A 26,486-nucleotide genomic window follows, 5' to 3' on the forward strand; every position below is an offset into this window, starting at 1 on the left:
GCCACGCACGCATCGATGTGCGGATAAGGGTTGCGCTTCGGCGTCCCACGCGCTTGGGTGCAACAGGGCATAGATATCATTCGCCTAACTAAGTAGTTTGATACTGAAAACTTTTTCAGATCGGCAAGGAAGGAAGCAGACCGTGAGCCAAGGTCGCCTGTTTACCAGTGAGTCGGTAACCGAAGGACATCCCGACAAGATCTGTGACGCGATCAGCGACTCGGTGCTCGACGCGCTGCTGGAGCAGGATCCCAAGTCGCGCGTCGCGGTGGAGACCATGGTCACCACCGGTCAGGTACACGTCGCCGGAGAGGTCACGACCTCCGCCTACGCCGACATCCCCAAGATCGTGCGCGATCGCATCCTGGAGATCGGCTATGACTCGTCGACCAAGGGTTTCGACGGCGCCTCGTGCGGTGTGAACATCGCGATCGGCGCACAGTCGCCTGACATCGCCCAAGGTGTGGACACCGCCCACGAAGCGCGGGTCGAAGGCGCCGGTGATCCGCTGGACTCCCAGGGCGCCGGCGACCAGGGTCTGATGTTCGGCTACGCCATCGGTGACACCCCCGAGCTGATGCCGCTGCCCATCGCATTGGCCCACCGGCTGTCGCGGCGGCTGACCGAGGTGCGCAAGAACGGCGTGCTCGATTATCTGCGCCCGGACGGCAAGACGCAGGTCACCATCCAGTACGACGACAAGACGCCGGTGCGGCTCGACACCGTGGTGCTGTCCACCCAGCACGCCGACGGCATCGACCTGGACGGCACCCTGACCCCGGACATCCGGGAGAAGGTCGTCAACACGGTGCTGGCCGATCTCAACCACGAGACGCTGGACACCTCCGATTTCCGTCTGCTGGTCAACCCGACCGGCAAGTTCGTGCTCGGTGGCCCGATGGGTGATGCCGGTCTGACCGGCCGCAAGATCATCGTCGACACCTACGGCGGCTGGGCCCGCCACGGCGGCGGCGCCTTCTCCGGCAAGGATCCGTCAAAGGTGGACCGTTCCGCCGCGTACGCGATGCGCTGGGTGGCCAAGAACGTCGTCGCTGCCGGCCTGGCCGAGCGCGTCGAGGTGCAGGTCGCCTACGCGATCGGCAAGGCTGCCCCGGTCGGCCTGTTCGTCGAGACATTCGGCACCGAGACCGTCGACCCGGCCCGCATCGAGAAGGCCATCAGCAGCGTGTTCGATCTGCGCCCCGGCGCGATCATCCGCGACCTGGACCTGCTGCGGCCCATCTACGCCCAGACTGCGGCCTACGGCCACTTCGGGCGCACCGACATCGAGCTGCCCTGGGAGCAGCTCAACAAGGTCGACGACCTGAAGGCCTCGGTGTAACTTTTCCTGCGAACAGCCCCCGATCGCTGATCGGGGGCTGTTGTGTTGCCCGGGCGGCATCGCCGCGAGATCTACGCCATGGTTGTGATTCCTAGGGCGCAGCGACCATTGCGTTGATCTGGGCGGGGTCGATCAGGTGCGGTAGGGCTCGACAACGCGACCGGCGAGTATGCGTGCCCACTCCAGTCCGGCATCGGTGCCGAAAAGCTCGCGGCGAGTGTTGCCCGCAGTCAGGTAGGCATCGAACCGGAAGGCGTCTTCGCCGGGATCGGGTGAACCTGCCACGGAGAACTCGTTTTCCAGCAGATCCAGCCACTCCCGCTTCAGGTTTCGCACCGCATCGGCCACGGTGCCGGTGCGATGCCCGAACTCGACCGATGTCGCCGATACGAAGCAGCCGCCGGGGAACACCTCGGCACGCAGGTACGCCAACCAGGAATCGAGAAGGGCGTCGAGCCGCGCGGCTCCGGACGGACAGCTCAGCGCCGGACGGATTACGACGTCGATGTAGACCCGGCGCGCTTCAGCTACTGCGGCCAGCTGGATCGCCTCCCGGTTGTCGAAGACCGTGAGGATTCCGCTTTTGCTCACCCCGGTCGATGTGGACAAGCCACCCACGGTGATCCCGTCCAGGCCGTGTGTGGTGGCGATGTCTGCAGCGGTACGCGCGACCAGCCGCCTGGTGGCATCGCCACGCGCTCTCCGCCCGTCAGCTGCAGGCAAAACGGTCATCAGGTCACAGTAGCCACACTCTGGACGTAGGGCGGCCGAGTCGCGTACGGTCGGCGTTGACCAATATGCGACCGATCGGTCGTATAGATCGGAGGGGTAATGACCACCAGCTTCAAGGCGCTACTGGAACGCCGGATCACCATCGAGACAACACCTTCCGTGGTCTGGGACATCATCCGCGACATCCGACGCATGCCACAGTGGAGTCCGCAGGTGATATCAGTGAAGCTGCGCGAACCCGACGATGGAATCCGGCTCGGTTCCACGTTCACCAACCTCAACCGCCAGGGTGAGCTCGAGTGGGTCACGCACGGAGAGGTAGTGCGGTACGAGTCCGAGAAAGAGGTGGCCTTCCGCATCACCGAGAACTACGCGATCTGGTCGTTCTCGATCAGCGCTGACGGTGCTGCTGCCACGGTGCTCACACAACGGCGCGAGACCCCCGACGGAATATCGCAACTTTCGCTCGAACTGACCGAGTCGCACCTCGGTGGACAGCAGGCCTTCACCCAACTGCTGGAAGCCGGAATGGAGCAGACCCTCGCCGCGATCAAGGCATGCGCCGAGTCCTGAATGGCTACGAGGTGAACGCGTAATCGTCGAGGTCGAAAGTTCTGCTACGCCAGTAGGCTTCCACTGTGGTGGCGGGCCGCAACGGCACGTCGCCGTTGCGGTCGAAGTAGTAACTGTTGGCCTGTGAGCAGCTGTCCTGCCAGAAGATCTGGCGGTGACGCTTGCGCATCATCTCGGCGAAGTACCGGTCGTTGGCCTCCTGGCGGACCTCGACGCGACGGGCCTCACGCCGGTCGGCCTGGGCGATACAGCGCACCAGATGGCGGGTTTGGGCCTCGATCAACGCGAAATACGACGACCCGACATAGCCGTATGGGCCCATCACCGAGAAGAAGTTCGCGAAGCCGGGCACGCTCACGCCTTCGTAGGCCTGCATCCGGTGCTGCATCCAGAACTCGCTCAGTGACTGCCCGCCCGACCCCACGATGTCGAAGGTCAGCGCGTCCACATCCATCACCTTGAAACCGGTCGCCAGGATGAGCACGTCGACGTCGTGGCTGTCCCCGTCGGTGGTGGCGACACCGGAACCGGTGATCTTGTCGATCGGCTCGGTGACCAGCCGCACGTTGTCCCGGTTGAAGGTGGCCAGGTAGCTGTTGTGGAAGCCCGGTCGTTTACATCCCACCGCGTAGCGCGGGGTGAGCTTGTCGCGTACCTCCGGATCCCGCACTTGTTGGCGTAGGTAGGCCCGCCCGGCCGCGCCCGCCCGCTTGGCGAACGGATTGATCGTGAAGTACTGGGCGGCCAGCGGGAAGGTGAACTCCACGTACGCCTGGCTGATCAGCCGGTGCAGCGTCCTCCCGCCGGGGAGCCGCATCAGCCGCCGGGCGACCGGCGGGATCGGTACGTCGAATTTCGGGAAGCACCAGATGGGGGTGCGCTGAAACACGGTGAGCTGCTTTACTTTCGGCGCGATCTCGGGGATGACCTGGACCGCAGAGGCGCCGGTCCCGATGATCGCGACCCGCTTGCCCGTCAGATCCTGGGTATGGTCCCACCGGGCGGTGTGCACGGTGGTCCCGGCGAAGGAGTCCACGCCGTCGATCTCGGGCAACTTCGGGATGGTCAGCACCCCGCTGGCGTTGACCAGAAATCGGGCTGTGAGTGCGTCGCCGGAATCGAGTTCGAGCCGCCACATGCTCTCGTCGTCATCGAAGACCGCGCGGGCGACGGTGGCGTTGAACCGGATGCGGGGCCGCAGACCGTATTTGTCGACGCAGTCGTCGGCGTAGCCCCGCAGCTCGTTTCCTGGGGCGTAGGTACGGGACCACTTCTGTGACTGTGCGAACGAGAACTGATAGGAGAACGACGGGATATCCACGGCCACACCGGGATAGGTGTTCCAGTACCAGGTGCCGCCTGCTCCGTCCCCGGCTTCGAGGATCAGGTAATCGTGCAGGCCGGCCTTGTCCAGCGCGATGGCAGTGCCGATACCGGAGAATCCGGCGCCGACGATGAGGGTGTGAAAGTCGGGCATCAGGCCACCTCTCGGCTGCGTCCGACCATGTGGACGCCGTGTTTGGGTCGCAATGTCAACGTAGCCTCCATCTCCACCGAGTGGCCAGGATCGAGATCGAAAACAAACCGTTGGCTCATGATCGCGGCGATCAGCACCATCTCCATCAGCGCGAAACTCTGTCCGATGCAGATCCGGCGCCCGCCCCCGAACGGCAGGTACGCCGAGCGCGGCCGGCTCTTGGAAGCGTCACCGAGGAATCGGTTGGGGTCAAAGGTTTCCGGGTCGGGCCACCACCGTTTGTCGTGGTGGATCTGGTGGATCGGGATGATCACTGTCGTGCCTGGCCGGATGCGGTGGCCGTCGATGTCGTCGGGCTCGACGGCCTCGCGCGCGATGATCCACACGGCGGAGTAGTACCGCTGCGACTCCTGGAGGCACGCGGTGGTCCACGGGAGCCGGGTCAGGTCGGCGGCCGCCGGACGTCCCGCACCTACTACAGAGTCCACCTCGGCCAGCATCCGGTCCCGGGCGTCGGGATTGCGCGCCATCAGGTACCAGAACCACGACATTGCGTTGGCGGTCGTCTCGTGCCCAGCGAGCATGAACGTCAGCGCCTCGTCCCGGACGCGCTGGCGGGGCCAGCTTCCGTGGTCGGCGCCGAACAACACGTTGAGCAGGTCCGCCGATTCCGTGGGATGCGCGAGGCGCTCGTCGAGCACGGTGTTCACCGCTTCATCCAGGGCCAAGGCGATCCGCTGCCCTTCGCGCAGCGGTGGGGGCAGCGGGATCCCGGAGTACGTGCTCGCCGCCATGGCCTCGTAGACCGGGCGGGGGAGCAGGCCCAAAAGGCCCAGCCGGGCCAGCTTCTCGGTGCGCCTGAGCCCACGCGTGGTGAGATCGCGCATGCTGTGCACAATCGGTCCGAAATCCTGACTGAACAGGGCGTTGGAGACCACCCGTAGGGTCGTTTCCACCATCGCCGTGTGCATGTCGAACCGCACGCCATCGCCCTGTTCGGTGAGCTCGTCGGTAGCGCGCTGGACCGGATCGATCATGAGGTCGACCATCTCGTTGAGGTGACGGCGCGCGAACGTCGGGTTCAGCGCCGCCCGGTGGCCGGCCCAGGAGTCGCCCTCGTCAGTCAATAGGTTGATTCCGGCCGCGGCGCGGATCGGTTCGTATTCGTTGGACTTGACGTAGCGAAGGCGGGCCTGGTGCAGCACATGGTCGACGTAGTCGGGATGTGCGATCGACACGAAACGTCTTCCCGCGCAGCGGTATCTGGTGATGTTCCGGCCCTGTGTCCGGGTCAGGAAACCGCTGTCGGTGCTGAATCCGACCGTAATCGCCTCGCGGGTCATGGTCCAGGTGCTCAGTCGTGCCGCGGGTGCCGCCATGAATCCAGCGTATGAGTGACAGGACTGCCGAGGAATGGGACTATCGGACACAGAGTTGTGATTTTGGGACACAGGCTGGGGGCTGATGGCCAGGTCAGGATCGATCTCGGGATCAACTTGGACGGCCGATGTGTGCCATCCGATCCATGCCACCCGGGTGTTGTGTGAGGTGGCGGCCGAGCGGGGTGTCCCGGCGGCGCAGGTCCTGGCCGGAACCGGCGTCACGCCGGCGGACCTAGATGATCCCGACGGGGTGATCAGCGCGCACGACGAGATCCTCGCGGTCCGTCACCTGCAGGCTCGGCTGCCCGATGAACCCGGATTGGGGGTGGACGTCGGTGGCCGGTCGGCCCTGACGCACATGGGCCTCTTCGGGTTCGCGGTCATGTCCTGTGCCACGCTGCGAGAACTGTTCAGCATCGCGATGCGCTACTTCGCCCTGACCACGCTGCAGATCGACCTGCAGCTGTTCGACGGTGCCGACGAGTGCCTACTGGAAATCAACGCCGGCCATCTACCCAGCGATGTCCAGCGCTTCTTTGTCGAACGGGATATCGCCGGAATAGTAGCCACCACAACGAGTTTTGCGTATCCGGTGGTGTCGCAGTACGCCGACCGGATATCTGCCGAGGTGTCGATCGACGAGGAAGTGATGCAGCCGCTGCTGGTCTTGATGCCGCTACCGAATGTGGCGTTCGGCCGCGCACACTCCCGTTTGCACTTCCCCCGCGCGATGCTCGACGAGCAGTTGCCGCAAGCTGATCCGTACACCCTCGATCTGTGTATCGCGCAGTGCGATGTGTTGATGCAGCGATATGAACAACGTCGCGGTATCACAGCTGTGGTGCGCAGCAAGTTGTTTCGCGACCCCGGCCGGTTTCCAGCCTTGCCGGAGGTTGCCGCCGAACTGGGTGTCCACCCGCGAACCCTGCGGCGGCGGCTGGCCGACGAGGGCACCTCATTTCGGGCCCTGATCAACGAGGCGCGGTCAGCGTTGGCAGTCGATCTGTTGTGCAGCGTGGGACTTACCGTCGAGGAGGTTTCGCGACGTCTCGGCTACACCGAGATCTCGACGTTCTGCCATGCGTTCAAACGCTGGCACGGTGTGCCGCCGAGTGCATTCCACACTTGAATGCTCATGCGCACGCTCACGTTGCTGCGGAATGGTTGATGTCGGTGACCAGCAGGGGATTGGTCTTGGCCATCTTCTCGAGTATCTGCAATGTGCCGGCGGTACCGTTACCTAGCGATTGTGCGGCAGCGACAGTGTCATCGGTAACCCCGACGAGCTGGACGAAGCGCAGGCGACCGTATCCGGTGTCGATCGGAGCGAGTTGAGGATCCTCGCCGAACATGATTGCGGTCAGGTCGGTTTGGGGTTCGCCTAGTGTGATCGGGCCGCCGACTTTGATGCGGTGACCGATGTCGAGCGTATCTGTTCCGCTGAAAACCAGGTCGCCGAGCCGTTGCAGCAGCCGAAGGGACCACGTGGGGACTTGCGGTGCAAGTGGCTGAGTGACGTCGATGTCGGCAGCTACTCGGAAGGTCCACTCAAAGTCTGCCCAGGGTTCGTCCTCGTCGGGGGATGGGTGGGAAGCGAACACGTTGGAGAACCCGTAGGTGACCAGGTGCCAATGCGGCTGAGGGGCCGTGGTATTCGGGTAGGCGGTGATGCCCCAGATTCCCTCACCGGGCAGACGCGCATCGGTGCGTCCGAAATGAGGTGCGACATCACCGAGCCCTGGGTACAGCCGTGCGAAGGCGGAATCGATTGCGTCCCATCCGGGAGCCGAATCGTCGTCGTCGTCATCGTTGTCGTCATCGTAGACATCACGGCGGTCGAAACGTTCACCCAGCGGCTTTGCGGGTAGCACGCCGAAGACGATCGGGAACACGGATCCGATGTAGGGCAACAGGAATAGCAGGGACAGCCATCCTGACAAGTCGGCGTCGTGGAGTCGGCGGACCAGGAGTGCCCAGCTTGGAATCGCGCACCCCAGTACGAATACCGCCACGGGTACAAGGGACAGGCGCCCGAGCGCGCTGGCATCGCCGGCTACGGCGACGACGGCCAAGCAGAAAACGGCGGCTACTGCGACGGCCAGCTGGACCCACCAGTACTCGCTGCGCGACGCGCGTCCGGAGAAGCGGGCGTAGCTGCGGAAGAAGCGCGACACTGCCTGGCCGAAGGTGGCCCCGTACAGCGGCAGCGTGAGGTCGCGCGGATCGGTCGCGCCGAGTGGATCGGATGGGTACTCCGTGCCGGACGAGATTTCCTCGTTGCGGGTCATTGGTCCTCTGCTCGATTATTCGGTTGTGTACGGAACCGTTTGAGTTCCGCCGTCTCCTCCACTGACGGCTGAGATCACAGCGGACGCTAGCACCGTTGCGTCAACCAATGCATGCATCTAAGGGGGTAGAAGCCCCCGCAGACACCCGCACGGCATCGCATTCGCCCGATTGAACGGCGCGCAACGGCATACCGTTTCACACTGGACGGAGTCCGGTGGCGAGGAGAGGTGCGATCACGATGGAATCCGATGACGTTCCGGAGCTCAACCGCCGGAGGGCGTTGCTCGGTTTGGCCGCGGTCGGCGGAGTCGTCGCCGTCGGCGTGGGCGGCCTGGCCGAGGCAGCGGGCTGGCTGCGGCAGGACGCCCTGACACCGGCCCGGTTCACCGACCGCTTCGAGCAGATCTCCGGCCGCCACGACGGATTCCGGCGCAACCACGCCAAGGGTCTGGCCGCGACGGGAACGTTCACCAGCACCGGTGCGGGCACCCGGGTGAGCAAGGCCGCGGTGTTCAAACCCGGCACTGTGCCCGTCGTCGGACGGTTCTCGCTGTCCGGTGGGCTGCCCGACCAACCCGACAAACCCGACACGGTCCGGGGACTCGGTCTGATGTTCCGGCTGCCCGACGGCGAGCAGTGGCGCATCGCGATGGTGAATCTTCCGGTGTTCCCCGACAGCACGCCGCAGGGCTTCTTCGATCGCATGCTGGCCTCGCGGCCCGTACCCGAGACCGGAAAGCCGGACCCGGAGGCGATGGCGGCGTTTCTGGCCGCCCATCCGGAAACCGCAGCGGCGATGAAGATCATCAAGCAGGCTCCGCCCAGTGCAGGGTTCGCCGAGGATACGTACTGCGGTCTCAACGCTTTTCGCGCCACCAACGCCCAGGGCGAGACGGCGGCGATCCGGTGGGCGGCGGTGCCGGTCGCAGGGGAGCAGCCCGCCGGGCAGGCCCACGGCAACGACAAGAACGCTCTGTTCGACGCACTCATCGACACGGTTGCCCGCGGCCCCGTGAGCTGGAAGCTGATCCTCACCCTGGCCGATCCCGCCGATCCCACCCACGACGCCACGCTGCCGTGGCCGGCAGACCGCAAAACCATCGACGCAGGCACCATCACCATCGACGCCGTGCAGACCGAGGCTCCCGGCAACGCCCGCGACACCAACTTCGACCCGCTGGTGCTGCCCGACGGGTTGGCCCCCTCCGATGACCCGCTGCCGGCTGCGCGGTCGGCGGTATACGCCCGCTCGTTCAACCGGAGGGCCCGAGAACCCAAGTCGCCCAGCGCAGTCGTCGTCCCCGGGGATGCGCGATGACCACCGAGACGAAACCGCCGATCACGAAGTTCAACCTGGCCGCCAGGCTGCTGCACTGGTCGATGGCGATCATGGTGATCGCGCAGTTCTTCATAGGTGTGACGATGATCGCGGCGCTCAGTTACTACCCGTTGTTGCTCGCGATCCACCGCCCGCTGGGGATCGCGATCCTGGTGTTCGCGGTCGTGCGGCTGATCAACCGGCTCACCCGCCGGCTGCCGCCGTTCCTGACGACGATGGGACCGCTGGAACGTCGCGTCGCCAGCTACTCCGAATATCTGCTGTACACACTGCTTTTGGTGCAGCCCATGATCGGGTGGGCGATGCTGTCGGCTGCCCAGTCACCTGTCGTGTTGGTCGGGACGCTGCACCTTCCGGCGATCGCCCCGCACAACATCACCCTTTACGCGGTATTGCGCACCGCCCACACCGTGGCGGCCTACCTGCTGTTCGCGACGTTCACCGCGCACATCTGTGCCGTCGTGTTCCACACTCTGGCGCTACGCGATGGGATCATCCGTCGAATGTCGTTGTGGCCCGGCAGAACTGAGACGAAGCGCTAGCGGTCAGCCGTGCAGCGCCGCCTGCAGGGCAGCCATTGCCCGGTCGAACGATTCGGTGGCAGCCGGGACCACGCCGACGTAGCCGAGGTAGCCGTGCACCAAGGTCTCGGCGTTGTCCAGCTGCACGGGAACACCGGCGGCAGCCAACATTTCGGCGTAACGAATGCCGTCGTCGCGCAACGGGTCATGCCCGGCCACCGCAATGTAGGCCGGCGGCAGTCCGGACAGGTCCGCCGCGCGCGCCGGCACCAGCGTGCTCGGCGGATCGGAAAGGTCCACATGTCCGGCATACCAGCGGGAGAACCCCTGGACCGCGTCGAGCCCCAGGATCGGCGCCTCGGCGTTCTCGGTGAACGACGGCAGGCTGGTGTCCCAGGTGGTGGCGGGGTACCAGAGCAGCTGGAAGCGCAGCGCGGGAGCGCCGGTGTCGCGGGTCAGCTGCGCCACGACGGCGCTGAGGTTGCCGCCCGCCGAATCCCCGGCCACGGCCATCCGGTCGGCATCGACACCCAGTTCTTCCGCGTTGGCGGCCACCCACTGCGTCGCCGCCCACACATCGTCGACCGCGGCGGGGTAGGGATGCTCGGGGGCCAGCCGGTATTCCACCGACACCACGACCGCGTCGGCGGCCACGGCGTGCTGGCGCGCGGTGCCGTCGTAACTGTCCAGGTCACCCAGTGCCCAGCCGCCGCCGTGGATGAACACCACCACCGGCAGGGTCGTGCCGTCGGCGGTCGGTGGCCGGTACACCCGCACCGGGATGGGGCCGGCCGGGCCCGGGACCTCTCGGTCCTCGGTCTTCACCTCGGGATGGGCCGGCAGCCGCGGGATCTCGCTGAACTGGCGGCGGGCTTCCTCGACACTGATGTCGGTCGACAGTTGGAACGGCACCGCCTCCAGTACCTTCTGCAGGATGGCATCGACAGCTGGTTTCTCGTCAGCAACGGACATTCCGCAACCGTACGCACACCGTGTCACGGTGTGGATGTGGGTGGCGGCCGTGGCCGTCGCGGCGGGCTACGGGGTGTTTCTGATCGTCACGGCGATGCGGTTGCCGACGGGTGCCGATCTGACGGGTCAGTTCACCCTCCAACCTGCGGTGAAGGCGCTTGCAGCGATCCTGCTGGCGGTGGCCGCGTGCGCTCATCCGATCGTGCGGGAGCGGCGCTGGCTCGTCGGTGCGCTGGTGTTCTCGGCCCTCGGGGACTTTCTGCTGGCGATCCCGTGGTGGGAACCGTCGTTCGTGCTGGGGTTGGCCGCCTTCCTCGTCGCGCACCTGTGCTTTCTCGGCGCGCTGGTGCCGCTGGCGCGACGTTCGACGCCGCGGATGATCGCCGTCGCGCTCACCGTCCTCGCCTGTGTGGCGCTGCTGACCTGGTTCTGGCCCCGGCTCGTCGAGCAGGGGATGGCCGTCCCGGTGGTCGCGTACATCGCGGTGCTGGGGGCGATGGTGTGCGCCGCCCTCCTGGCCCGGCTGCCCACGCCGTGGACCGCGCTCGGGGCCGTGTGTTTCGCGGTGTCGGACGCGATGATCGGCATCAGCCAGTTCGTGCGTGGTGACCAACTGCTCGCCGTCCCGATCTGGTGGGGGTACGCGGCGTCACTGGTGCTGATCACGGCGGGTTTGTTCTTCGGCCGGACGTCGGACAAGTCTGCTAAAGCTGTGCAGTGACCATCACCCGTCGCGCCGCGGATCATGAACCCATCGCGCGGGTGCTTCCCCTTCTCACCGTTCCGCACCTGGACCGGAAGTTCGACTATCTGGTGTCGGAGGAACAGTCCGACGACGCCCAGCCCGGTGTGCGGGTCCGGGTGCGGTTCAACGGCAGGCTGGTCGACGCCTACGTGCTGGAGCGACGATCCGACACCGACCACACCGGCAAGCTCGGCTGGCTCGATCGCGTCGTCTCGCCTGAGCCGGTGCTCACCCCCGAGGTCCGCAGGCTCGTCGACGCCGTCGCCGCCCGCTATGCGGGGACACGTGCCGACGTTCTGCGCCTGGCGGTGCCACCGCGCCACGCCAGGGTCGAGAAGCAGACCTTGGAGGAGCCGGAACCGGTCTCGGTCGTTCCCGTCGACACCAGTGCCTGGGCCCGCTACGGCCGCGGTGAACAGTTCCTGACCGCAGTCGGTGAGGGCCGTGCGGCGCGGGCGGTGTGGCAGGCACTGCCGGGGGAGAACTGGGCACAGCGGTTGGCCGAGGCGGCCGCGGTGGCGGTGAATGCGGGGCTGGGCGTGGTTGCGGTGGTGCCCGATCAACGCGATGTGGACGCGCTGTATGCCGCGGCGATCGAACAGGTGGCCGAGTCACGCGTGGTGGCGCTGTCGGCCGGGCTGGGCCCGTCGGCGCGGTACCGCCGCTGGCTGGCGGCGCTGCGGGGACAGGCGCAGGTGGTGATCGGCACCCGCAGCGCAGTGTTCGCACCGGTGGCCAACCTCGGGCTGGTCCTGGTGTGGGACGACGGCGACGACAACCTCGCCGAGCCCCGTGCGCCCTATCCGCATGCCCGCGAGGTCGCCATGCTGCGGGCCCACCAGCTGCGCTGCGCCGCGATGATCGGCGGCTACGCGCGCACCGCCGAGGCGCAGGCGCTGGTGCGGACGCGCTGGGCCCACGACGTGGTGGCGCCCCGGCCGGTCGTCCGGGCCGCCGCACCGCGGGTGGTCGCCTTGGAAGACAGCGGGTACGCCCAGGAGCGCGATCCGGCAGCACACACCGCGCGGCTGCCGTCCATGGCGCTGCAGGCGGCCCGCTCGGCGTTGCAGGCGGAGCGCCCGGTGCTGATCCAGGTTCCGCGTCGCGGGTACGTGCCCGCGCTGGCCTGTGCGCGGTGCCGCGCGGTGACACGCTGCCGGCACTGCACCGGTCCGCTGGCCTTGCCGGACCGGGGCGGTGCGGCTGCGGAATGTCGGTGGTGCGGTCGGGTGGAGCCCGCATTGCGTTGTGCGCGTTGCGGTTCGGATGCGGTACGGGCGGTCGTGGTGGGGGCCAGGCGGACTGCGGAGGAGTTGGGTCGTGCCTTTGCCGGTACCTCGGTGATCACCTCTGGCGGCGACGCGATGGTCGATGCGGTGAAGGATGGCCCGGCCCTGGTGGTCTGCACGCCCGGCGCGGAGCCGATCGCCGAAGGCGGTTACGGCGCAGCCCTGCTGCTCGACGCGTGGGCGCTGCTGGGCCGGCAGGATCTGCGTGCCGCCGAGGACACGATGCGCCGATGGATGGCCGCGGCGGCCCTGGTGCGGCCGCGCACCGAAGGCGGCGTGGTGGCCGTGGTCGCCGAGTCGGGGATCGCCACCGTGCAGGCGCTGATCCGCTGGGATCCGGTCGCACATGCCGATGCCGAACTCGACAGCCGTGGTGAGGTGGGACTGCCGCCGGCGGTGCACATGGCAGCCATCGATGGTACGACCGCAGCGGTCGAGGCATTGCTCGAGACCGCCCAATTGCCCGACGTCGCGGAAACCCTCGGGCCGGTGGAACTGCCGCCCGGCGCGCGTCGCCCGCCGGGGCTGGAGCCCGACGCCGAGGTGAGCCGGATGCTCGTCCGGGTACCGCGCGATGCGGGTTTGGAGTTGGCGGCAGCACTGCGCCGGGCCACCGCGGTGCTCAGCGCGCGCAAGGATCAGCAACCATGTCGCATCCAAATCGACCCGTTGCACGTCGGGTGATCGGCGGCACCACATGATTCACAGCGGACGGCTGCGGCGGGTCATCACGTGCCATGCCGGGTGCCGGAGTGCCCGACATGCCCAGGTTGCCGATCGGCGCCCAGAAATGTCGACAGGTGGTCGAGCAGCAGTCTGAGGGTGCGCTCGAGGTGTTCTTGCTGTTGCCTCGGTAGGCCATCGAGTAGCTGACACTCGCGCGCCAGGACGGCGCCGACGAGGTCGTCGACTGTAGCCCGGCCAAGCGCGGTGAGTTCGACGTCAACCGCACGTGACTCGCGACGACCAGTTCGTTTGACCAGACCCTGTGCCTCCGCCCGATCCACGCGTTGCGTAATTGCCCCGGCAGTGATGAGTGAGGCAGTCGCCAGCTCGCGGGTGGTCATGCGGTACGGCTTTCCGTGGCGGCGCAACGTGGACAGCAGATCCAGGGTGGCCATGTCGGCGTCATGGTCGCGTAACAGGCGGGCCCGGTCGTCACCGAGAAGTTTCGCGAGGTGCCATATCCGCGTCACAATCCCGATGGAATGCACTGGAACATCGGGTAATTCACGCTTCCAGGCGGCCGCGATCGCATCGACGGCATCGTCTGGCGTTGCCTTCATGAGTTCTCCTGCTAGTGTGTTGTTTAGACCTAAACGATCTAGTCTGAACATAGCAGGAGATGCACCAATGCGCACTGTCGTAGTCACCGGTGGCGGCACGGGAATCGGCCGCGAGATTGCCGCCCAATTCGCTGCGGAGGGTTGCCATGTTGTCATCACCGGGCGCCGTGATGACGTTCTACAGATGGCGGTGGACGCGATTGACGGCTCGGTTCGCGCCATCGCCATGGACGGAACAGACCCCGAGAAAACTGCCGACGCGGCACGAGACATCGGAGCCGTCGACGTGTTGGTCAACAACGCCGGCGGTAACACCGACTTCGACCAGAATGAACCGCAGACATTGCGCGAAGTCGCCGACGCATGGCGTCTGAACGTGGAAAGCAACGTGATGACCGCGGTGCTCATGACGACGGCGCTGCTTCCAGCCATGCCCAGTGGGTCGGCTGTCATCACGATCGGTTCGATTGCCGCGGACAAAGGGGCTGGTTCATATGGAGCCGCCAAAGCGGCCGTCGCGTCCTGGAACGTCGACCTTGCCCGGCGGATCGGCGATCGAGGCATCACCGCAAATATCGTCTCACCGGGGTACATCGCCGATACGGAATTCTTCCGGGACAAGCTCACTGACGACCGTAAGAACGCTCTGATTGACGCAGCGATGACACGTCGGGCGGGGGCGCCGGGTGATATTGCGGCGACCGTACGGTTCCTTGCCTCGCCCGGCGCACGTCAAATAACTGGTCAGGCCATCGCCGTCAACGGCGGCGAGTGGACGACTCGTTAGACGTGCGAGTTTCGAACCAAATCGACCCGTTGCGCATAGGCTGAGGCCGATATTCACCCGTTATCGGTGAGTCCCGAACCAGGAGGCTGCCATGCGCCGGGTGTTGTCATGGTTGTTCACGTTGGGGCTCATCGCTTTTGGCCTACTGTGGCCGCTGATCTTCACCGGCGGTTCCGGGTCGGGGGCCGGGGGACCGGCCGATCCGGTGATCATCACCGATTACCGGGCCGATTTCACCGTCGACGCCGATGGGCGGATGACCGCGGTCGAGACCATCACCGGCAATTTTCCTTCCGGCCGGCACGGACTCTTCCGCTACTGGGATGTGGCAAACCAGAACAACTCCCGGCTCCGCCAGGTGCCGGAGATCTCGTCGATCACCGTGGATGGCGCATCCGTGCCGTATGAATTGCTGTGGGAGAACGGTAAGCGGTTCCGGGTGGCCAAGATCGGTGACCCCGACACCACGTTGGACTGGGGACCCCACGTCTTCGAGATCCGCTACACGATCGACGGTGTCCTCGATCCGGGCACCGTCGGTGCCAACCGGACGTTCGCCGCGAGCACCGGCAACCCCGACGCCCGCTCGGCCTTCTACTGGAACGTGATCGCTCCGGCCTGGAACAACACAATCGAGCGGGCCGATATCTCGGTCACCCTGCCCGGCGAGATGACCGGTGCGGGCTGCAGCGTGGGATCGGGCGTGGGCAGCGCCTGCACGGATCTGCGCACCGAAGGCAACACCGTGCGGTTCGGGGCCACCGATCTGGAGCCGCACACCCCGGTGACGGTGCGGGCCGGCGTCGACGTGGCCACGCCACCGCAGATCACCCTGCCATGGCCGTACACCTGGGACCGGATCCTCGGCCGCTCGGTGAGCGCATTGGTCTGGATGGCCGCGCTGACCGCCGGAATGGGGCTGCTCGCCTATTTCTGGTCGCGGACCACCGTCGAACAGTCACCGGGATTTCCGGTGCAGTACGCGCCGCCGGAAGGGTTGGGGCCGGTGCAGGTCGAGTACATCCGAACCGAAAACATCCCCAAGAACGGGCTGAGCGCGACGCTGTTCCACCTCGCCGAGCGTGGTCTCGTCGAGTTGCGGCAGGTCAGTGACAAGCACTGGGAGATCAAAGGTCTCGCGAAGCCGGCAGAGTGGGCCGATGTTGATCCGGTGGCCATCGACGTGGGGGCAGCGCTCAAGGTGATGTCGCCGGGTGCCGAATTCTCCGCCAAGAACACGGCGACGTCGGGAAAGAAGCTGGCCAAGGCCAGAGCTGACATGGCGGTCGCGGTGCGGAAATGGGCCTTCGACGGCGGCTTCATGGTCAAGCGCCGCAAGGAATGGTGGGTTCTCGTCGCCAACGTGGTGGCATTTCTGGCCGCGGTCGCCTGCTTCTGGCTGTGGTTCGGAATCCCGATCACGTTGTGGGGATTGCCTTTTGCGGCGTTCTTCGTGTGCTCGGTGAGTGTCTGGTCCGGCGGCGTGGGGACCCGCCGAACCGCCGCCGGCCGGGAACTGTGGTCGCGGGCGGAGGGATTCCACCGTCTGCTCTCCACCGATTCGGCCGAGTCGCGTTTTGACTTCGCGGCCCGCAAGGATCTCTACCTGGCCTACATTCCATTCGCGGTAGCCGGCGGTGCAGCCGCGCTCTGGGCCAAGAGGTACCAGGACACCATGGGCGCTGCCCCGCCCCAACCGGATTGGTACAACTCGTCGACTTCGTCGGACAGTGGCCACGGGTTCACGGGCGGTTCGGGCGGTGCGGACTTCGACAGTTTCGAATCGGCGCTGTCATCATCGATCGGGGCGTACACGGCCTCGCAATCGTCGTCATCATCGTCGAGCGGCGGGTCGTCGTCGTCCGGTGGCGGCGGTGGCGGCGGTGGTGGTGGAGGAGGCGGATCGTGGTGAGACTGCTGTTGGTTGTGGTGCTGGTACTCGCGGTGGCGGCATTGGTGGGATTCGTCGTCGGCTACAACAAGTTGAAGGCGGCCGACGTGCACGTCGCGGAGGCGCTCGGTGGCATCGACGTCGAGCTGACCCGCCGGGCTGCGCTGATCCCGGCGCTGGTGCACACCGTGGCGACCTTCGCCTCACACGAGACGGCGGTTCTCGGTCGGGTCAGCAGCGCCCAGGCCGCACTGGCCTCGGCCACCGGTGGCCCGTCGGTGGTGCAGCGCAGCGCGGCCGAACGCGATCTGGGCGACGCACTCACCGGCGTGATGGCGCTGGGATCGACCTACCCGCAACTCAATTCGTCCGACAACTTCCTGAACCTGCAGGAGAACCTGGCCGACACCGAGAACAAGCTCGCGTTCGCCCGGCAGTACTACAACGATGCGGTGGCCACCCTCAACCGGCTCGTCGGAACCATCCCGTGGGTGTACCTGGCGCCGCTGGCCGGCGTATCGGAACGGGAGTACTACCGCTCGCAGCATTAGGGATGTGACGGGCGGGATCCCTAAACTGGGGCGGTGCGTCTTGTCTTTGCCGGAACTCCAGAGCCAGCCCTCCCGTCGTTGCAGCGGCTGATCGACTCGTCCCGCCACGATGTGGTTGCGGTGCTGACCCGGCCCGACGCCGCTGCCGGTCGTCGTGGGAAACCTGCGCCGTCACCGGTCGCGCAGCTGGCGCTCGAGCACGACATCCCCGTTCTGAAACCGGCCAAGCCCAACTCCGACGAGTTCATCGCCGAGCTGTCAGAGCTGGCACCGGACTGCTGTGCCGTGGTCGCCTACGGTGCGCTGCTGAGCGAACGGCTGCTCGCCGTGCCGAAGCACGGCTGGATCAATCTGCACTTCTCGTTGCTGCCCGCCTGGCGCGGGGCGGCACCGGTACAGGCCTCCCTGGCGGCGGGCGAAGAGGTGACCGGAGCCACGACGTTCCTGATCGAACCGGCGCTCGATTCCGGCCCCGTCTACGGAGTGGTTACCGAGCGGGTACGCGACACCGACACCGCGGGCGAACTACTTGGGCGGCTTGCTGATTCGGGAGCCGCGTTGCTGGAGTCCACTCTGGACGGCATTGCCGAGGGAGCACTCACCGCGGTGCCACAGCCGGCCGATGGGGTGAGCCTGGCGCCCAAGATCACGGTGGAGTCGGCCCGGGTGCGCTGGGATCTCCCGGCCCACGTCATCGACCGGCGCATCCGCGCGGTCACCCCGAATCCCGGTGCCTGGACGACGATCGGGGACCTGCGGGTCAAGGTCGGTCCGGTCACGGTGGAGCAGTCGGAGGTTGCATTGGCCCCAGGCGAGATCCGGGTCGAACGCAACACGGTGCTGGTCGGTACGGGCTCGCAACCGGTACGGCTCGGGCAGATCCAGCCGCCCGGCAAGAAACTCATGAACGCCGCCGACTGGGCCCGCGGCGCACGGCTGGAGGAAACGGTGCGCGCATCATGAGCAGGCCATCACACCGCCCGAACCGGCCCGACCGGAAAACACAAGGCAAGCGCCCGACAAGGCGCACCCCGCTGGACCCGGCCCGCCGGGCGGCATTCGACGTCCTGCGTGCCGTATCGGAGCGTGACTCCTACGCCAACCTGGCGTTGCCCGCGTTGCTGCGCGAGCGGGGGATCGAGGGGCGTGACGCGGCCTTCGCCACCGAACTGACCTACGGCGCCTGCCGCACCCGCGGCCTGCTCGACGCGGTCATCGCCGCCGCGGCCGGGCGCCCGCCTGAACAGATCGATCCGGTGTTGCTCGACCTGTTGCGGCTGGGCACATACCAGCTGCTGCGCACCCGGGTCGAGCCGCACGCCGCGGTATCCACCACCGTTGAACAGGCCGGCATCGAATTCGACACGGCCCGAGCAGGTTTCGTCAACGGTGTGCTGCGCACGATTTCGCGCAGCAGCGAACAGGAGTGGATGGAGCAGCTCGCGCCACCGGCGGCCACCGACCCGGTCGGGCATGCGGCGTTCGTGCACGCCCACCCCCGGTGGATCGCCCAGGCGTTCACCGACGGGCTCGGCGCCAGGGCGGGTGAACTCGACGCCCTGTTGACCAGTGACGACGAGCGTCCCCTGGTGCACCTGGCGGCGCGGCCCCCCGCCCTGACCGCGGCCGAACTGGCAGCCCAGTGCAACGGCACGGTCGGCCGCTTCTCGCCGTACGCGGTGTACCTGCCCGGTGGTGATCCCGGACAGTTGCCGGCCGTGCGCGACGGCGGTGCCCAAGTTCAGGACGAGGGCAGCCAGCTGGTGGCCCGTGCGCTGACGCTGGCCGAACTCGACGGCCCCGACACCGGCCGCTGGCTCGATCTGTGCGCCGGACCGGGCGGCAAGACCGCCCTGCTGGCCGCCATGGGTGCGGCGTCGGGTGCGCGGGTCACCGCGGTCGAGCCCGCGCCGCGCCGCGCCGATCTGGTCGAGGAGAACGTTCGCGGGCTCTACGTCGACGTGCGCCGCGTGGACGGGCGGGAGTCCGGCCTGGAACCCGGATTCGACCGGGTGCTCGTCGATGCCCCCTGCACCGGGTTGGGTGCGCTGCGCCGTCGCCCGGAGGCGCGGTGGCGTCGCCAGCCGGGGGACGTGCCCGGGCTGGCGAAACTGCAGCGTGAGTTGCTTGCGGCGGCCATCAAGCTGACGCGCCCCGGTGGGGTGGTGCTCTACGCGACCTGTTCGCCGCACCTGGCCGAGACGGTCGGGGTGGTGGCCGACGCGGTGCGCCGGCATCCGGTGACTCAACTGGACGCGCGGGAGCTGTTTGCCCCGGCCGACGACCTCGGTGGCGGACCGCACGTCCAGCTGTGGCCGCACCGGCACGGGACCGATGCGATGTTCGCCGCCGCGCTAAAAGTAGGGTGATCGCCATGGCAGAACCCCTGATCGCCCCGTCCATTCTGTCCGCAGATTTCGCGCGGCTGGCCGATGAGGTCGCCGCGGTGGCCGGGGCCGACTGGTTGCATGTCGATGTCATGGACAACCACTTCGTGCCCAACCTCACGCTGGGCATGCCGGTGGTGGAGTCACTGCTCAAGGTGACCGACATCCCGATGGACTGCCACCTGATGATCGATCAGCCGGAGCGTTGGGCCCCGCCGTACGCCGAGGCGGGGGCCTACAACGTCACCTTCCATGCCGAGGCCACCGACAACCCGGTCGGCGTGGCCCGCGATATCCGCGCCGCCGGCGCCAAGGCCGGTCTGTCGGTGAAACCGGGCACGCCGCTGGAGCCGTATCTGGAGATCCTCAAGGAGTTCGACACCTTGCTGGTGATGTCGGTGGAGCCCGGGTTCGGTGGGCAGAAGTTCATCCCGGAGGTGCTCTCGAAGGTGAGCACGGTGCGCCGGCTCGTCGACGCCGGAGAATTGACCATCGTCGTCGAGATCGACGGCGGCATCAATGCCGACACCATCGAGCAGGCAGCCGAGGCCGGCGTGGACTGCTTCGTCGCCGGGTCCGCGGTCTACAGCGCGGCCGATCCGGCGGACGCGGTGAAATCCCTGCGCCGGCAGGCAGCGAGCGCCTCGAGACATCTGACGCTATGACACCCGAGTCCGCGATGCGGCTGGCCATCGAGCAAGCCGAACAGGTCAAGGGCTCGACCTATCCCAACCCGCCCGTCGGTGCCGTGATCCTGGACCGCGACGGTCAGATCGCCGGGGTCGGCGGGACGCAACCGGTCGGCGGCCCGCACGCCGAGGTGGTGGCATTGCAGGCGGCCGGAGACCGCGCCAAGGGCGGCACCGCCGTCGTCACGCTGGAGCCGTGCAATCACCACGGCCGCACCCCGCCATGCGTGGATGCGCTTCTGGCAGCAGGGATTTCGACTGTCAACTTTGCGGTGTCCGATCCCAATCCGGAAGCCGAAGGCGGGGCGCAGCGCCTCGCCGAAGCCGGCGTCACCGTCAGTGCCGGCGTGCTGGCCGATCAGGTCGAGCTGGGATCACTACGTGAGTGGCTGCACAAGCAGCGCACCGGGTTACCCCATGTCACATGGAAATTCGCCACCAGCGTGGACGGCCGTAGCGCCGCCGCCGACGGTTCGAGTCAGTGGATCACCAGTGAGGCCGCCCGGGCGGATGTTCATCGCAAGCGAGCGGCGGCCGATGCGATCGTGGTCGGCACCGGAACGGTGTTCGTCGATGATCCGACGCTGACGGCGCGGCGGGCCGACGGCTCACTTACCAGCCACCAGCCGCTGCGGGTGGTGGTGGGTATGCGCGAGGTATCACCGGATGCCAAGGTGCTCAACGAGGATTCGCACACGATGCTGATCCGTACTCATGATCCACACGAGGTGATGCGGTCCCTGGGCGATCGCACCGATGTGTTTCTCGAGGGCGGCCCGACTCTGGCCGGGGCGTTCCTGCGTGCGGGCGTGGTGAACCGGATCGTGGCCTATGTGGCGCCGATTTTGCTGGGCGGACCGATCACCGCGGTCGATGACATCGGGGTGCTCAGCATGGTGCACGCGCAGCGGTGGCGGTTCGACGGCATCAACGCCATCGGGCCGGATGTTCGCCTGAGCCTCGTACCCAACTGATAGCGGGCTCGCAGCAGATAGCCAGCGGAAGTTAGGGTGACCTAATTAACGCTGGTTGAATGCCGGGCCTTGTCGGTCGTAATCGGTACACTCGTACCAGAGCGCGTTCACTGCCGAATAAGCGCCGAGTGAACACGAGCAAAGGACGCGAGCATGACTGCACTGCAGGACTGGCTCCCCATCACACCGTGGACTCCCCGCACGATTCGGGCGCTGGTGCGTGTCCCGCTACGCATGGTGATGCCCGGCCGGCCCGTTGAGACCGACCGGGCACCACGATTGCTGACCCCCGGGGTCGAACGCTGCTGAGCTCGTCAGCCCGACCGGTGACGGCCTGGAGGTTCCTGGTTCTGCGGCGTCTCCACATCAGGATCCACCAGTTCGCCGGGTAGGTAAACGTGCCCGCCGCTGGTGTCGCCGCTCTCGGGAGAACCGGTCAACTCGTCAACCTCGTCGACGTGAACGTTGCGCGCGGCGATCAGCAGCCCGAGCACCGCACCCACCACGCAGACGATCGCGGTGATCCCGAAGATATCGCCGTACATCGACACATATGCCTCGCGGTAGCGGACCGCCTGCGACGCCAGCCGCTCCTGCAGTGACATCTGGCTGGTGTTCGCCGCGGCCGCCAAGCTGGCCAGGTGCTGATTGAAGCGGAACAGGCCCCAGGCAGACAGGGCCGCCATGCCGATCAGCATGCCGATCATCCGAGCCACGACCACGAATGCCGAGGCGATACCGTGCTGTGCGGCAGGCACCACGCGCAGCGCAGCGGAGGTGAGCGGGGCGATCACCAGCCCGAGCCCGAGCCCGACGATCGCGAGATCGGTGTCCAGTGCCGGCAGCCGGAACAGGATCAGGTCGTGGTACTCGTCGAGCACGGTGATCGACCATTTGGTGATCAGCCAGAAGCCGCCGGCCGCGACCATCAGGCCGACGAAGGTGACGATGCGGTCCCCGACGCGGGTGGCGATCCAGCCACCGATCAGCGCGCCGATCGGTAGCGCGATCAGGAACCGCAGCAACAGGAACGCGGCGTCGTACTTGTCCTTGCCGAGCACACCCTGACCGAACAGCTCGACATTGACCAGTGTGACCATCAGCGCCGCACCGGTACACAACGAGGCGGCCAGCGCGGCCAGGAACGGCCGGAACCGCACACCTGCGGGTTCGATCAGCCGGGTGCGGGCCATCTTTTCCCACACGAAGAACGCGACGGCTGCCACCAGCGCACCGATCAGGACCGGAAGGCCCCAGCTGGGCAGGATCTGCTTGCCGTCCGGTTCGGGGTTGTACAGGCCGACGACGGCCAGACCCAACGCGATCGCCAGCAGGATGCCGCCGACGACGTCGACCTTCTCGGGACGGTCGCTGGGCTGCTTGCCCGGAAGGCTGAAGTGGATCATCGCCATGGCGATGACGGCCAGCGGCACATTGATCCAGAACACGGCCTGCCAGTGATGGAACAGCGCTACCGCGCCGATGCCGTACAGCGGGCCCAGGACGCTGCCGAACTCCTGTGCGGCACCGACGCCGCCCAACACGGCCGCCCGGTTACGGGCAGCCCACAGATCGGCGGCCAGCGCCAGCGTCACCGGCAGTAGCGCGCCGCTCGCGGTGCCCTGCACCACGCGGCCGATGACCAGGGTGGTCAGGTCGCCGGACAGTGCGGTGATCACCGAGCCGACCGCGAAACCGGCCAGACCGACCTGGATCAGCATCTTGCGGCCGAACCGGTCCGAGGCCCGGCCCAGCAGTGGCATGGCGGCGATGTAGCCCAGCAGGTAGCCGGTGATGATCGGCGTGACCTGCTGGATCTTGTTTATCGCGATCCCGACGTCGGACATGATGTCGGTCATGATCGTGACCACGACGTAGGTGTCGAGGGCGCCGAGCAGCACGGCGAGGCTGCCCGCGCTGATCGCGATGTGGCGGCTGCGGCCGGTGCTCACCGCCTGCGCGGCCCGCATCAGGGTGCGGGCTTGGTGACGGTGACCTGCTTGCCCCAGTCAGTCAGGGTCATGGTGACGCTGTTTCCGGGGGTGGGCTCGAGCTTGGCCTGCAGCAGGGTGTGGTTCCCGTCCTCGGTGATCCAGGCGGTTCCCGGAACCGGGCCGGTGGCCTTGAGCTGCGGGGCGATCTTGTTGACCGCGTCGGCGCTGACATTGCCGGTCACGCGGACACCCTCGGTGCCGTTGATCGATTCCCGGCCGTCGGCCTTGGCGTCGCTGAAGTTCGCCAGCACGTTGGCCAGTCCGGTTTCGGGGTTCAGGATGGCCGAGATGTCGTAGATCTTCTCGGCCGGTCCGTAATTGGACAGCGGGTCGCCGGGCGTCAGCGCGGCATACAGGTCGCCACCGGAGACGACGAACTTGGCGTCAGCCAGTTTCTGACCCATGAAGATCAGATCGGCGGTGCCCTCGGCAGCGACATCGGGGGCATTGGTCAGGTCACCATCGAGTTTCTCGACGGGAAGGCCTTCGATCGTGCCCTGCACGGTCAGCAGCAGGTGCACGCTCTGCTGGGCCTTGGTGCTGGTCGCGGACTCCTGCAGGAGTTGGGTCGCATCGGGCAGCGGGGCGTTGGACGTCTCCGAGGAGGACGAGCAACCCGCGACGAGCGCGGCCGCTGCGAAGAGAACTGCGAGTAAGGACTGGACTGCGAAGCGTGGGCGCGTCTGCATGACTTGCATCGTAGAGGCTCGCGGCACCGGGGCGTTTTCTCTCGCCCACCATGGGGCCGAATAGTCTGGTCGGCGTGTTCACCGGAATCGTTGAAGAGCTGGGTGTCCTGGTCGACAAGGCGGAGCTGACGGATGCCGCCCGGTTCACCATCCGCGGCCCTGTGGTTACTGCCGATGCCGGTCACGGCGACTCGATCGCGGTGAACGGGGTCTGCCTGACCGTGGTCGACGTGCTGCCCGACGGCGCGTTCACCGCCGATGTCATGGGGGAGACGCTCAACCGGTCGAGCCTGGCCGGGGTCGGCGTCGGCAGCCAGGTCAATCTGGAGCGGGCTGCCGCAGTCAACAGCCGCCTCGGTGGCCACATCGTGCAGGGTCATGTGGACGGCACCGGCACTGTGATTTCCCGCACGCCCTTCGACCACTGGGAAGTGGTGCGTATCGGCCTGCCGGCCGCGCTGTCGCGCTACGTGGTGGAGAAGGGCTCGATCACCGTCGACGGAGTCTCACTGACGGTCTCCGCCGTGGCTGACGACTGGTTCGAGGTGTCGCTGATTCCCACCACGCGCGAGCTCACCACGTTGGGTCAGGCGATCGTGGGAACGACGGTCAACCTCGAGGTCGACATCATCGCCAAATACGTGGAACGGCTGATGGCCGGTCCCGGTGAGTAAGAGCTGGCAATAACCGCTGGATTTCGGTGGTTCATACTGGAGTGGCGTCGGGTCCAGCATCGGGACCTGGCATTCGAACAGGCAAGGTGGCGCAGATGACCAGGCTCGATTCCGTCGAGAGGGCGATAGCCGATATCGCGGCGGGCAAAGCCGTGGTGGTGATCGACGACGAGGACCGCGAGAACGAAGGCGACCTCATCTTCGCTGCCGAGAAGGCCACCCCCGAACTCGTGGCGTTCATGGTCCGCTACACCTCCGGTTACCTGTGCGTGCCGCTGGACGGTGAGATCTGCGACCGGTTGGGCCTGCTGCCGATGTACGCGGTGAACCAGGACAAGCACGGCACCGCCTACACCGTCACAGTGGATGCGAAAAAGGATGTGGGAACCGGCATTTCGGCGTCCGACCGGGCCACCACGATGCGTGCCCTCGCCGATCCCGGCTCCGCGATCGACGATTTCACCAAGCCCGGCCACGTGGTTCCGCTGCGGGCCAAGGACGGTGGCGTTCTGCGCCGCCCCGGACACACCGAGGCCGCCGTGGACCTGGCCCGCCTGGCCGGGCTGCAGCCCGCCGGGGCCATCTGCGAGATCGTCAGCCAGAAGGACGAAGGCGACATGGCGCGCACCGATGAGCTGCGGGTCTTCGCCGACGATCACGACCTGGCCCTGATTTCGATCGCGGATCTGATCGAGTGGCGGCGCAAGCACGAGAAGCACATCGAGCGCATCGCCGAGGCGCGGATCCCGACCCGGCACGGCGAGTTCGTCGCCGTCGGTTACAAGAGCATCTACGAGGATGTCGAACATGTCGCGTTGGTGCGCGGCGACATCTCCGGACCCGCCAGCGACGGCCACGACGTCCTGGTCCGGGTGCACTCCGAATGCCTGACGGGTGACGTGTTCGGCTCCCGGCGCTGTGACTGCGGGCCCCAGCTGGACGCTGCGATGGCGATGGTGGCCAGAGAAGGCCGCGGTGTGGTGCTGTACATGCGCGGGCACGAGGGCCGGGGTATCGGTCTGATGCACAAGCTGCAGGCGTACCAGCTGCAGGACGCCGGGGAGGACACCGTCGACGCGAACCTGAAGCTCGGCCTGCCTGCCGACGCTCGGGACTACGGCATCGGCGCGCAGATCCTGGTCGACCTGGGTATCCGGTCCATGCGACTGCTGACCAACAACCCCGCCAAGCGGGTCGGTCTGGACGGTTACGGGCTGCACATCATCGAGCGGGTTCCGCTGCCGGTGCGGGCGAACTCGGAGAACATCCGCTACCTGATGACCAAGAGGGACCGGATGGGTCACGACCTCGTCGGCCTCGAGGATTACGACGAAGCGGTGAGCATGGACGACTACGACGAGGCGGTGTACCTGCTCGGCGACCGTCGGCCGCCCAGCCCCACCGATTCGGGTTCGAGCCTGTGAGCGGCCACGGAGTCCCCGATCTGCCCCAGGTCGATGCCTCGAACGTGACGCTGGCGATCGTGGCCAGCACCTGGCACACGCAGATCTGTGATGCGCTGCTCGACGGTGCACGCAAGGTCGCCGCCGAGGCCGGCATCGACGAGCCGAAAGTGGTGCGTGTGCTCGGGGCCATCGAAATCCCGGTGGTGGCACAGGAATTGGCGGCCACCCACGATGCGGTGGTGGCATTGGGCGTGGTAATCCGTGGGCAGACCCCGCATTTCGACTACGTGTGCGATGCGGTGACGCAGGGCTTGACCCGGGTGTCGCTGGATGCGTCGACTCCTGTCGCCAACGGAGTGCTGACCACCGACAACGAGGCGCAGGCCCTGGATCGCGCCGGTCTGCCGGATTCCACCGAGGACAAGGGCGCCCAGGCGGCGGCAGCGGCGTTGTCCACGGCGCTGACCCTGCGGGAACTGCGCGCAAACGCATGACAC

Annotated in this window: 26 protein-coding genes; 18 read left to right on the forward strand and 8 right to left on the reverse strand. The window is 66.8% G+C overall.

All coding sequences use genetic code 11. The features are described 5' to 3' along the window. Window positions 1–142 precede the first annotated feature (142 nt). Window positions 143–1,342: a methionine adenosyltransferase gene (metK, locus tag ACZYZF_RS02510; RefSeq protein ID WP_029107520.1), complete on the forward strand. Its 1,200-nt coding sequence runs from the start codon at window positions 143–145 to the stop codon at window positions 1,340–1,342. 132 nt (window positions 1,343–1,474) lie between these two features. On the opposite strand, the gene ACZYZF_RS02515 is transcribed toward metK, so the two are convergent. Next, complete coding sequence (locus tag ACZYZF_RS02515; RefSeq protein ID WP_463745764.1) at window positions 1,475–2,074, reverse strand: TetR/AcrR family transcriptional regulator; 600 nt, start codon at window positions 2,072–2,074, stop codon at window positions 1,475–1,477. Between the two features lie 99 nt (window positions 2,075–2,173). On the opposite strand from ACZYZF_RS02515, the gene ACZYZF_RS02520 reads away from it, so the two are divergent. Next, window positions 2,174–2,647 (forward strand): SRPBCC family protein, encoded by a 474-nt coding sequence (locus tag ACZYZF_RS02520; protein WP_463834436.1) that lies wholly within the window; start codon window positions 2,174–2,176, stop codon window positions 2,645–2,647. Window positions 2,648–2,651: 4 nt separating this feature from the next. Here ACZYZF_RS02520 and ACZYZF_RS02525 read toward each other — a convergent pair whose 3' ends face one another. Continuing rightward, entirely contained in the window at window positions 2,652–4,124 is a 1,473-nt protein-coding gene (locus ACZYZF_RS02525; protein ID WP_463745766.1) for a flavin-containing monooxygenase, read from the reverse strand. Then, window positions 4,124–5,503: a cytochrome P450 gene (locus ACZYZF_RS02530; protein WP_463745767.1), complete on the reverse strand. Its 1,380-nt coding sequence runs from the start codon at window positions 5,501–5,503 to the stop codon at window positions 4,124–4,126. Before ACZYZF_RS02530 ends, ACZYZF_RS02525 begins: the two co-directional genes overlap by 1 nt. An 85-nt stretch (window positions 5,504–5,588) precedes the next feature. On the opposite strand from ACZYZF_RS02530, the gene ACZYZF_RS02535 reads away from it, so the two are divergent. Beyond that, window positions 5,589–6,635, forward strand: coding sequence for an AraC family transcriptional regulator (locus ACZYZF_RS02535; RefSeq protein WP_463745768.1), 1,047 nt, complete (start codon window positions 5,589–5,591; stop codon window positions 6,633–6,635). A 16-nt stretch (window positions 6,636–6,651) separates the two neighbouring features. Here the strand turns inward: ACZYZF_RS02535 and ACZYZF_RS02540 are convergent, their stop codons facing one another. Beyond that, complete coding sequence (locus ACZYZF_RS02540) at window positions 6,652–7,794, reverse strand: suppressor of fused domain protein (RefSeq protein WP_463834437.1); 1,143 nt, start codon at window positions 7,792–7,794, stop codon at window positions 6,652–6,654. 239 nt (window positions 7,795–8,033) lie between these two features. Here ACZYZF_RS02540 and ACZYZF_RS02545 point away from each other — a divergent pair, with 239 nt between their 5' ends. Both ACZYZF_RS02545 and ACZYZF_RS02550 read left to right on the forward strand, forming a co-directional pair. Next, on the forward strand, window positions 8,034–9,113 hold the full coding sequence (locus ACZYZF_RS02545; RefSeq protein ID WP_463745770.1) for a catalase family peroxidase: 1,080 nt from the start codon (window positions 8,034–8,036) through the stop codon (window positions 9,111–9,113). Continuing rightward, the gene (locus ACZYZF_RS02550) at window positions 9,110–9,676 is read left to right on the forward strand and encodes a cytochrome b (protein ID WP_463745771.1); all 567 of its coding nucleotides are present in this window, start codon (window positions 9,110–9,112) and stop codon (window positions 9,674–9,676) included. Before ACZYZF_RS02545 ends, ACZYZF_RS02550 begins: the two co-directional genes overlap by 4 nt. Before the next feature lie 3 nt (window positions 9,677–9,679). On the opposite strand, the gene ACZYZF_RS02555 is transcribed toward ACZYZF_RS02550, so the two are convergent. Further along, window positions 9,680–10,627, reverse strand: coding sequence for an alpha/beta hydrolase (locus ACZYZF_RS02555; protein WP_463745772.1), 948 nt, complete (start codon window positions 10,625–10,627; stop codon window positions 9,680–9,682). Window positions 10,628–10,661: 34 nt separating this feature from the next. Here ACZYZF_RS02555 and ACZYZF_RS02560 point away from each other — a divergent pair, with 34 nt between their 5' ends. Together ACZYZF_RS02560 and ACZYZF_RS02565 are read left to right on the forward strand one after the other, a co-directional pair. Beyond that, a complete protein-coding gene (locus ACZYZF_RS02560; protein ID WP_463835119.1) occupies window positions 10,662–11,348 on the forward strand; it encodes a lysoplasmalogenase in 687 nt (228 codons plus the stop codon). Next, complete coding sequence (locus tag ACZYZF_RS02565; protein ID WP_463834439.1) at window positions 11,345–13,345, forward strand: primosomal protein N'; 2,001 nt, start codon at window positions 11,345–11,347, stop codon at window positions 13,343–13,345. The genes ACZYZF_RS02560 and ACZYZF_RS02565 overlap by 4 nt, the downstream gene beginning before the upstream one ends. Window positions 13,346–13,389: 44 nt before the next feature. Here ACZYZF_RS02565 and ACZYZF_RS02570 read toward each other — a convergent pair whose 3' ends face one another. After that, window positions 13,390–13,947: a MarR family winged helix-turn-helix transcriptional regulator gene (locus ACZYZF_RS02570; RefSeq protein WP_463745775.1), complete on the reverse strand. Its 558-nt coding sequence runs from the start codon at window positions 13,945–13,947 to the stop codon at window positions 13,390–13,392. On the opposite strand from ACZYZF_RS02570, the gene ACZYZF_RS02575 reads away from it, so the two are divergent. From ACZYZF_RS02575 to ACZYZF_RS02610, 8 genes are all read left to right on the forward strand, one after another. Next, window positions 13,946–14,734 (forward strand): SDR family NAD(P)-dependent oxidoreductase, encoded by a 789-nt coding sequence (locus tag ACZYZF_RS02575; RefSeq protein WP_463745776.1) that lies wholly within the window; start codon window positions 13,946–13,948, stop codon window positions 14,732–14,734. The two genes, ACZYZF_RS02570 and ACZYZF_RS02575, sit on opposite strands and share 2 nt — an antisense overlap. A gap of 91 nt (window positions 14,735–14,825) precedes the next feature. Then, window positions 14,826–16,646, forward strand: coding sequence for a DUF2207 domain-containing protein (locus tag ACZYZF_RS02580; RefSeq protein ID WP_463745777.1), 1,821 nt, complete (start codon window positions 14,826–14,828; stop codon window positions 16,644–16,646). Continuing rightward, entirely contained in the window at window positions 16,640–17,176 is a 537-nt protein-coding gene (locus ACZYZF_RS02585; protein ID WP_463745778.1) for a LemA family protein, read from the forward strand. Before ACZYZF_RS02580 ends, ACZYZF_RS02585 begins: the two co-directional genes overlap by 7 nt. Before the next feature lie 33 nt (window positions 17,177–17,209). Next, window positions 17,210–18,139, forward strand: coding sequence for a methionyl-tRNA formyltransferase (fmt, locus tag ACZYZF_RS02590; protein ID WP_463745779.1), 930 nt, complete (start codon window positions 17,210–17,212; stop codon window positions 18,137–18,139). Then, window positions 18,136–19,545 carry an RsmB/NOP family class I SAM-dependent RNA methyltransferase gene (locus tag ACZYZF_RS02595; RefSeq protein ID WP_463834440.1) on the forward strand — a complete coding sequence of 470 codons (1,410 nt, stop codon included), beginning with the start codon at window positions 18,136–18,138 and terminating at the stop codon, window positions 19,543–19,545. The genes fmt and ACZYZF_RS02595 overlap by 4 nt, the downstream gene beginning before the upstream one ends. A 5-nt stretch (window positions 19,546–19,550) precedes the next feature. Further along, window positions 19,551–20,228: a ribulose-phosphate 3-epimerase gene (rpe, locus tag ACZYZF_RS02600; RefSeq protein ID WP_463745781.1), complete on the forward strand. Its 678-nt coding sequence runs from the start codon at window positions 19,551–19,553 to the stop codon at window positions 20,226–20,228. Continuing rightward, complete coding sequence (ribD, locus tag ACZYZF_RS02605) at window positions 20,225–21,226, forward strand: bifunctional diaminohydroxyphosphoribosylaminopyrimidine deaminase/5-amino-6-(5-phosphoribosylamino)uracil reductase RibD (RefSeq protein ID WP_463745782.1); 1,002 nt, start codon at window positions 20,225–20,227, stop codon at window positions 21,224–21,226. Before rpe ends, ribD begins: the two co-directional genes overlap by 4 nt. A 153-nt stretch (window positions 21,227–21,379) precedes the next feature. Next, window positions 21,380–21,535 carry a hypothetical protein gene (locus ACZYZF_RS02610; RefSeq protein WP_463745783.1) on the forward strand — a complete coding sequence of 52 codons (156 nt, stop codon included), beginning with the start codon at window positions 21,380–21,382 and terminating at the stop codon, window positions 21,533–21,535. A 5-nt stretch (window positions 21,536–21,540) separates the two neighbouring features. Here the strand turns inward: ACZYZF_RS02610 and ACZYZF_RS02615 are convergent, their stop codons facing one another. Continuing rightward, on the reverse strand, window positions 21,541–23,196 hold the full coding sequence (locus tag ACZYZF_RS02615) for an MFS transporter (RefSeq protein WP_463745784.1): 1,656 nt from the start codon (window positions 23,194–23,196) through the stop codon (window positions 21,541–21,543). Then, window positions 23,196–23,909 carry an LppX_LprAFG lipoprotein gene (locus ACZYZF_RS02620; RefSeq protein ID WP_463745785.1) on the reverse strand — a complete coding sequence of 238 codons (714 nt, stop codon included), beginning with the start codon at window positions 23,907–23,909 and terminating at the stop codon, window positions 23,196–23,198. Before ACZYZF_RS02620 ends, ACZYZF_RS02615 begins: the two co-directional genes overlap by 1 nt. Window positions 23,910–23,983: 74 nt before the next feature. Here ACZYZF_RS02620 and ACZYZF_RS02625 point away from each other — a divergent pair, with 74 nt between their 5' ends. From ACZYZF_RS02625 to ribH, 3 genes are all read left to right on the forward strand, one after another. Continuing rightward, on the forward strand, window positions 23,984–24,583 hold the full coding sequence (locus ACZYZF_RS02625) for a riboflavin synthase (protein ID WP_463745786.1): 600 nt from the start codon (window positions 23,984–23,986) through the stop codon (window positions 24,581–24,583). Between the two features lie 95 nt (window positions 24,584–24,678). Next, a complete protein-coding gene (locus tag ACZYZF_RS02630) occupies window positions 24,679–26,007 on the forward strand; it encodes a bifunctional 3,4-dihydroxy-2-butanone-4-phosphate synthase/GTP cyclohydrolase II (protein WP_358018203.1) in 1,329 nt (442 codons plus the stop codon). After that, a complete protein-coding gene (ribH, locus tag ACZYZF_RS02635) occupies window positions 26,004–26,483 on the forward strand; it encodes a 6,7-dimethyl-8-ribityllumazine synthase (RefSeq protein ID WP_463834441.1) in 480 nt (159 codons plus the stop codon). The genes ACZYZF_RS02630 and ribH overlap by 4 nt, the downstream gene beginning before the upstream one ends. The last annotated feature ends 3 nt before the right edge of the window (window positions 26,484–26,486 follow it).

The sequence above is a fragment of the Mycobacterium sp. IDUB_24 genome, from assembly GCF_055419385.1.

What these genes read in the sequence shown, in the direction of transcription:
- ACZYZF_RS02515 (WP_463745764.1), bottom strand. Translation starts at nt 2,074, where the DNA reads ATGACCGTTTTGCCTGCAGCTGACGGGCGGAGAGCGCGTGGCGATGCC.
- ACZYZF_RS02520 (WP_463834436.1), top strand. Translation starts at nt 2,174, where the DNA reads ATGACCACCAGCTTCAAGGCGCTACTGGAACGCCGGATCACCATCGAG.
- ACZYZF_RS02525 (WP_463745766.1), bottom strand. Translation starts at nt 4,124, where the DNA reads ATGCCCGACTTTCACACCCTCATCGTCGGCGCCGGATTCTCCGGTATC.
- ACZYZF_RS02530 (WP_463745767.1), bottom strand. Translation starts at nt 5,503, where the DNA reads ATGGCGGCACCCGCGGCACGACTGAGCACCTGGACCATGACCCGCGAG.
- ACZYZF_RS02535 (WP_463745768.1), top strand. Translation starts at nt 5,589, where the DNA reads ATGGCCAGGTCAGGATCGATCTCGGGATCAACTTGGACGGCCGATGTG.
- ACZYZF_RS02540 (WP_463834437.1), bottom strand. Translation starts at nt 7,794, where the DNA reads ATGACCCGCAACGAGGAAATCTCGTCCGGCACGGAGTACCCATCCGAT.
- ACZYZF_RS02545 (WP_463745770.1), top strand. Translation starts at nt 8,034, where the DNA reads ATGGAATCCGATGACGTTCCGGAGCTCAACCGCCGGAGGGCGTTGCTC.
- ACZYZF_RS02550 (WP_463745771.1), top strand. Translation starts at nt 9,110, where the DNA reads ATGACCACCGAGACGAAACCGCCGATCACGAAGTTCAACCTGGCCGCC.
- ACZYZF_RS02555 (WP_463745772.1), bottom strand. Translation starts at nt 10,627, where the DNA reads ATGTCCGTTGCTGACGAGAAACCAGCTGTCGATGCCATCCTGCAGAAG.
- ACZYZF_RS02560 (WP_463835119.1), top strand. Translation starts at nt 10,662, where the DNA reads ATGTGGGTGGCGGCCGTGGCCGTCGCGGCGGGCTACGGGGTGTTTCTG.
- ACZYZF_RS02575 (WP_463745776.1), top strand. Translation starts at nt 13,946, where the DNA reads ATGAGTTCTCCTGCTAGTGTGTTGTTTAGACCTAAACGATCTAGTCTG.
- ACZYZF_RS02570 (WP_463745775.1), bottom strand. Translation starts at nt 13,947, where the DNA reads ATGAAGGCAACGCCAGACGATGCCGTCGATGCGATCGCGGCCGCCTGG.
- ACZYZF_RS02580 (WP_463745777.1), top strand. Translation starts at nt 14,826, where the DNA reads ATGCGCCGGGTGTTGTCATGGTTGTTCACGTTGGGGCTCATCGCTTTT.
- ACZYZF_RS02595 (WP_463834440.1), top strand. Translation starts at nt 18,136, where the DNA reads ATGAGCAGGCCATCACACCGCCCGAACCGGCCCGACCGGAAAACACAA.
- rpe (WP_463745781.1), top strand. Translation starts at nt 19,551, where the DNA reads ATGGCAGAACCCCTGATCGCCCCGTCCATTCTGTCCGCAGATTTCGCG.
- ribD (WP_463745782.1), top strand. Translation starts at nt 20,225, where the DNA reads ATGACACCCGAGTCCGCGATGCGGCTGGCCATCGAGCAAGCCGAACAG.
- ACZYZF_RS02610 (WP_463745783.1), top strand. Translation starts at nt 21,380, where the DNA reads ATGACTGCACTGCAGGACTGGCTCCCCATCACACCGTGGACTCCCCGC.
- ACZYZF_RS02615 (WP_463745784.1), bottom strand. Translation starts at nt 23,196, where the DNA reads ATGCGGGCCGCGCAGGCGGTGAGCACCGGCCGCAGCCGCCACATCGCG.
- ACZYZF_RS02620 (WP_463745785.1), bottom strand. Translation starts at nt 23,909, where the DNA reads ATGCAGACGCGCCCACGCTTCGCAGTCCAGTCCTTACTCGCAGTTCTC.
- ACZYZF_RS02630 (WP_358018203.1), top strand. Translation starts at nt 24,679, where the DNA reads ATGACCAGGCTCGATTCCGTCGAGAGGGCGATAGCCGATATCGCGGCG.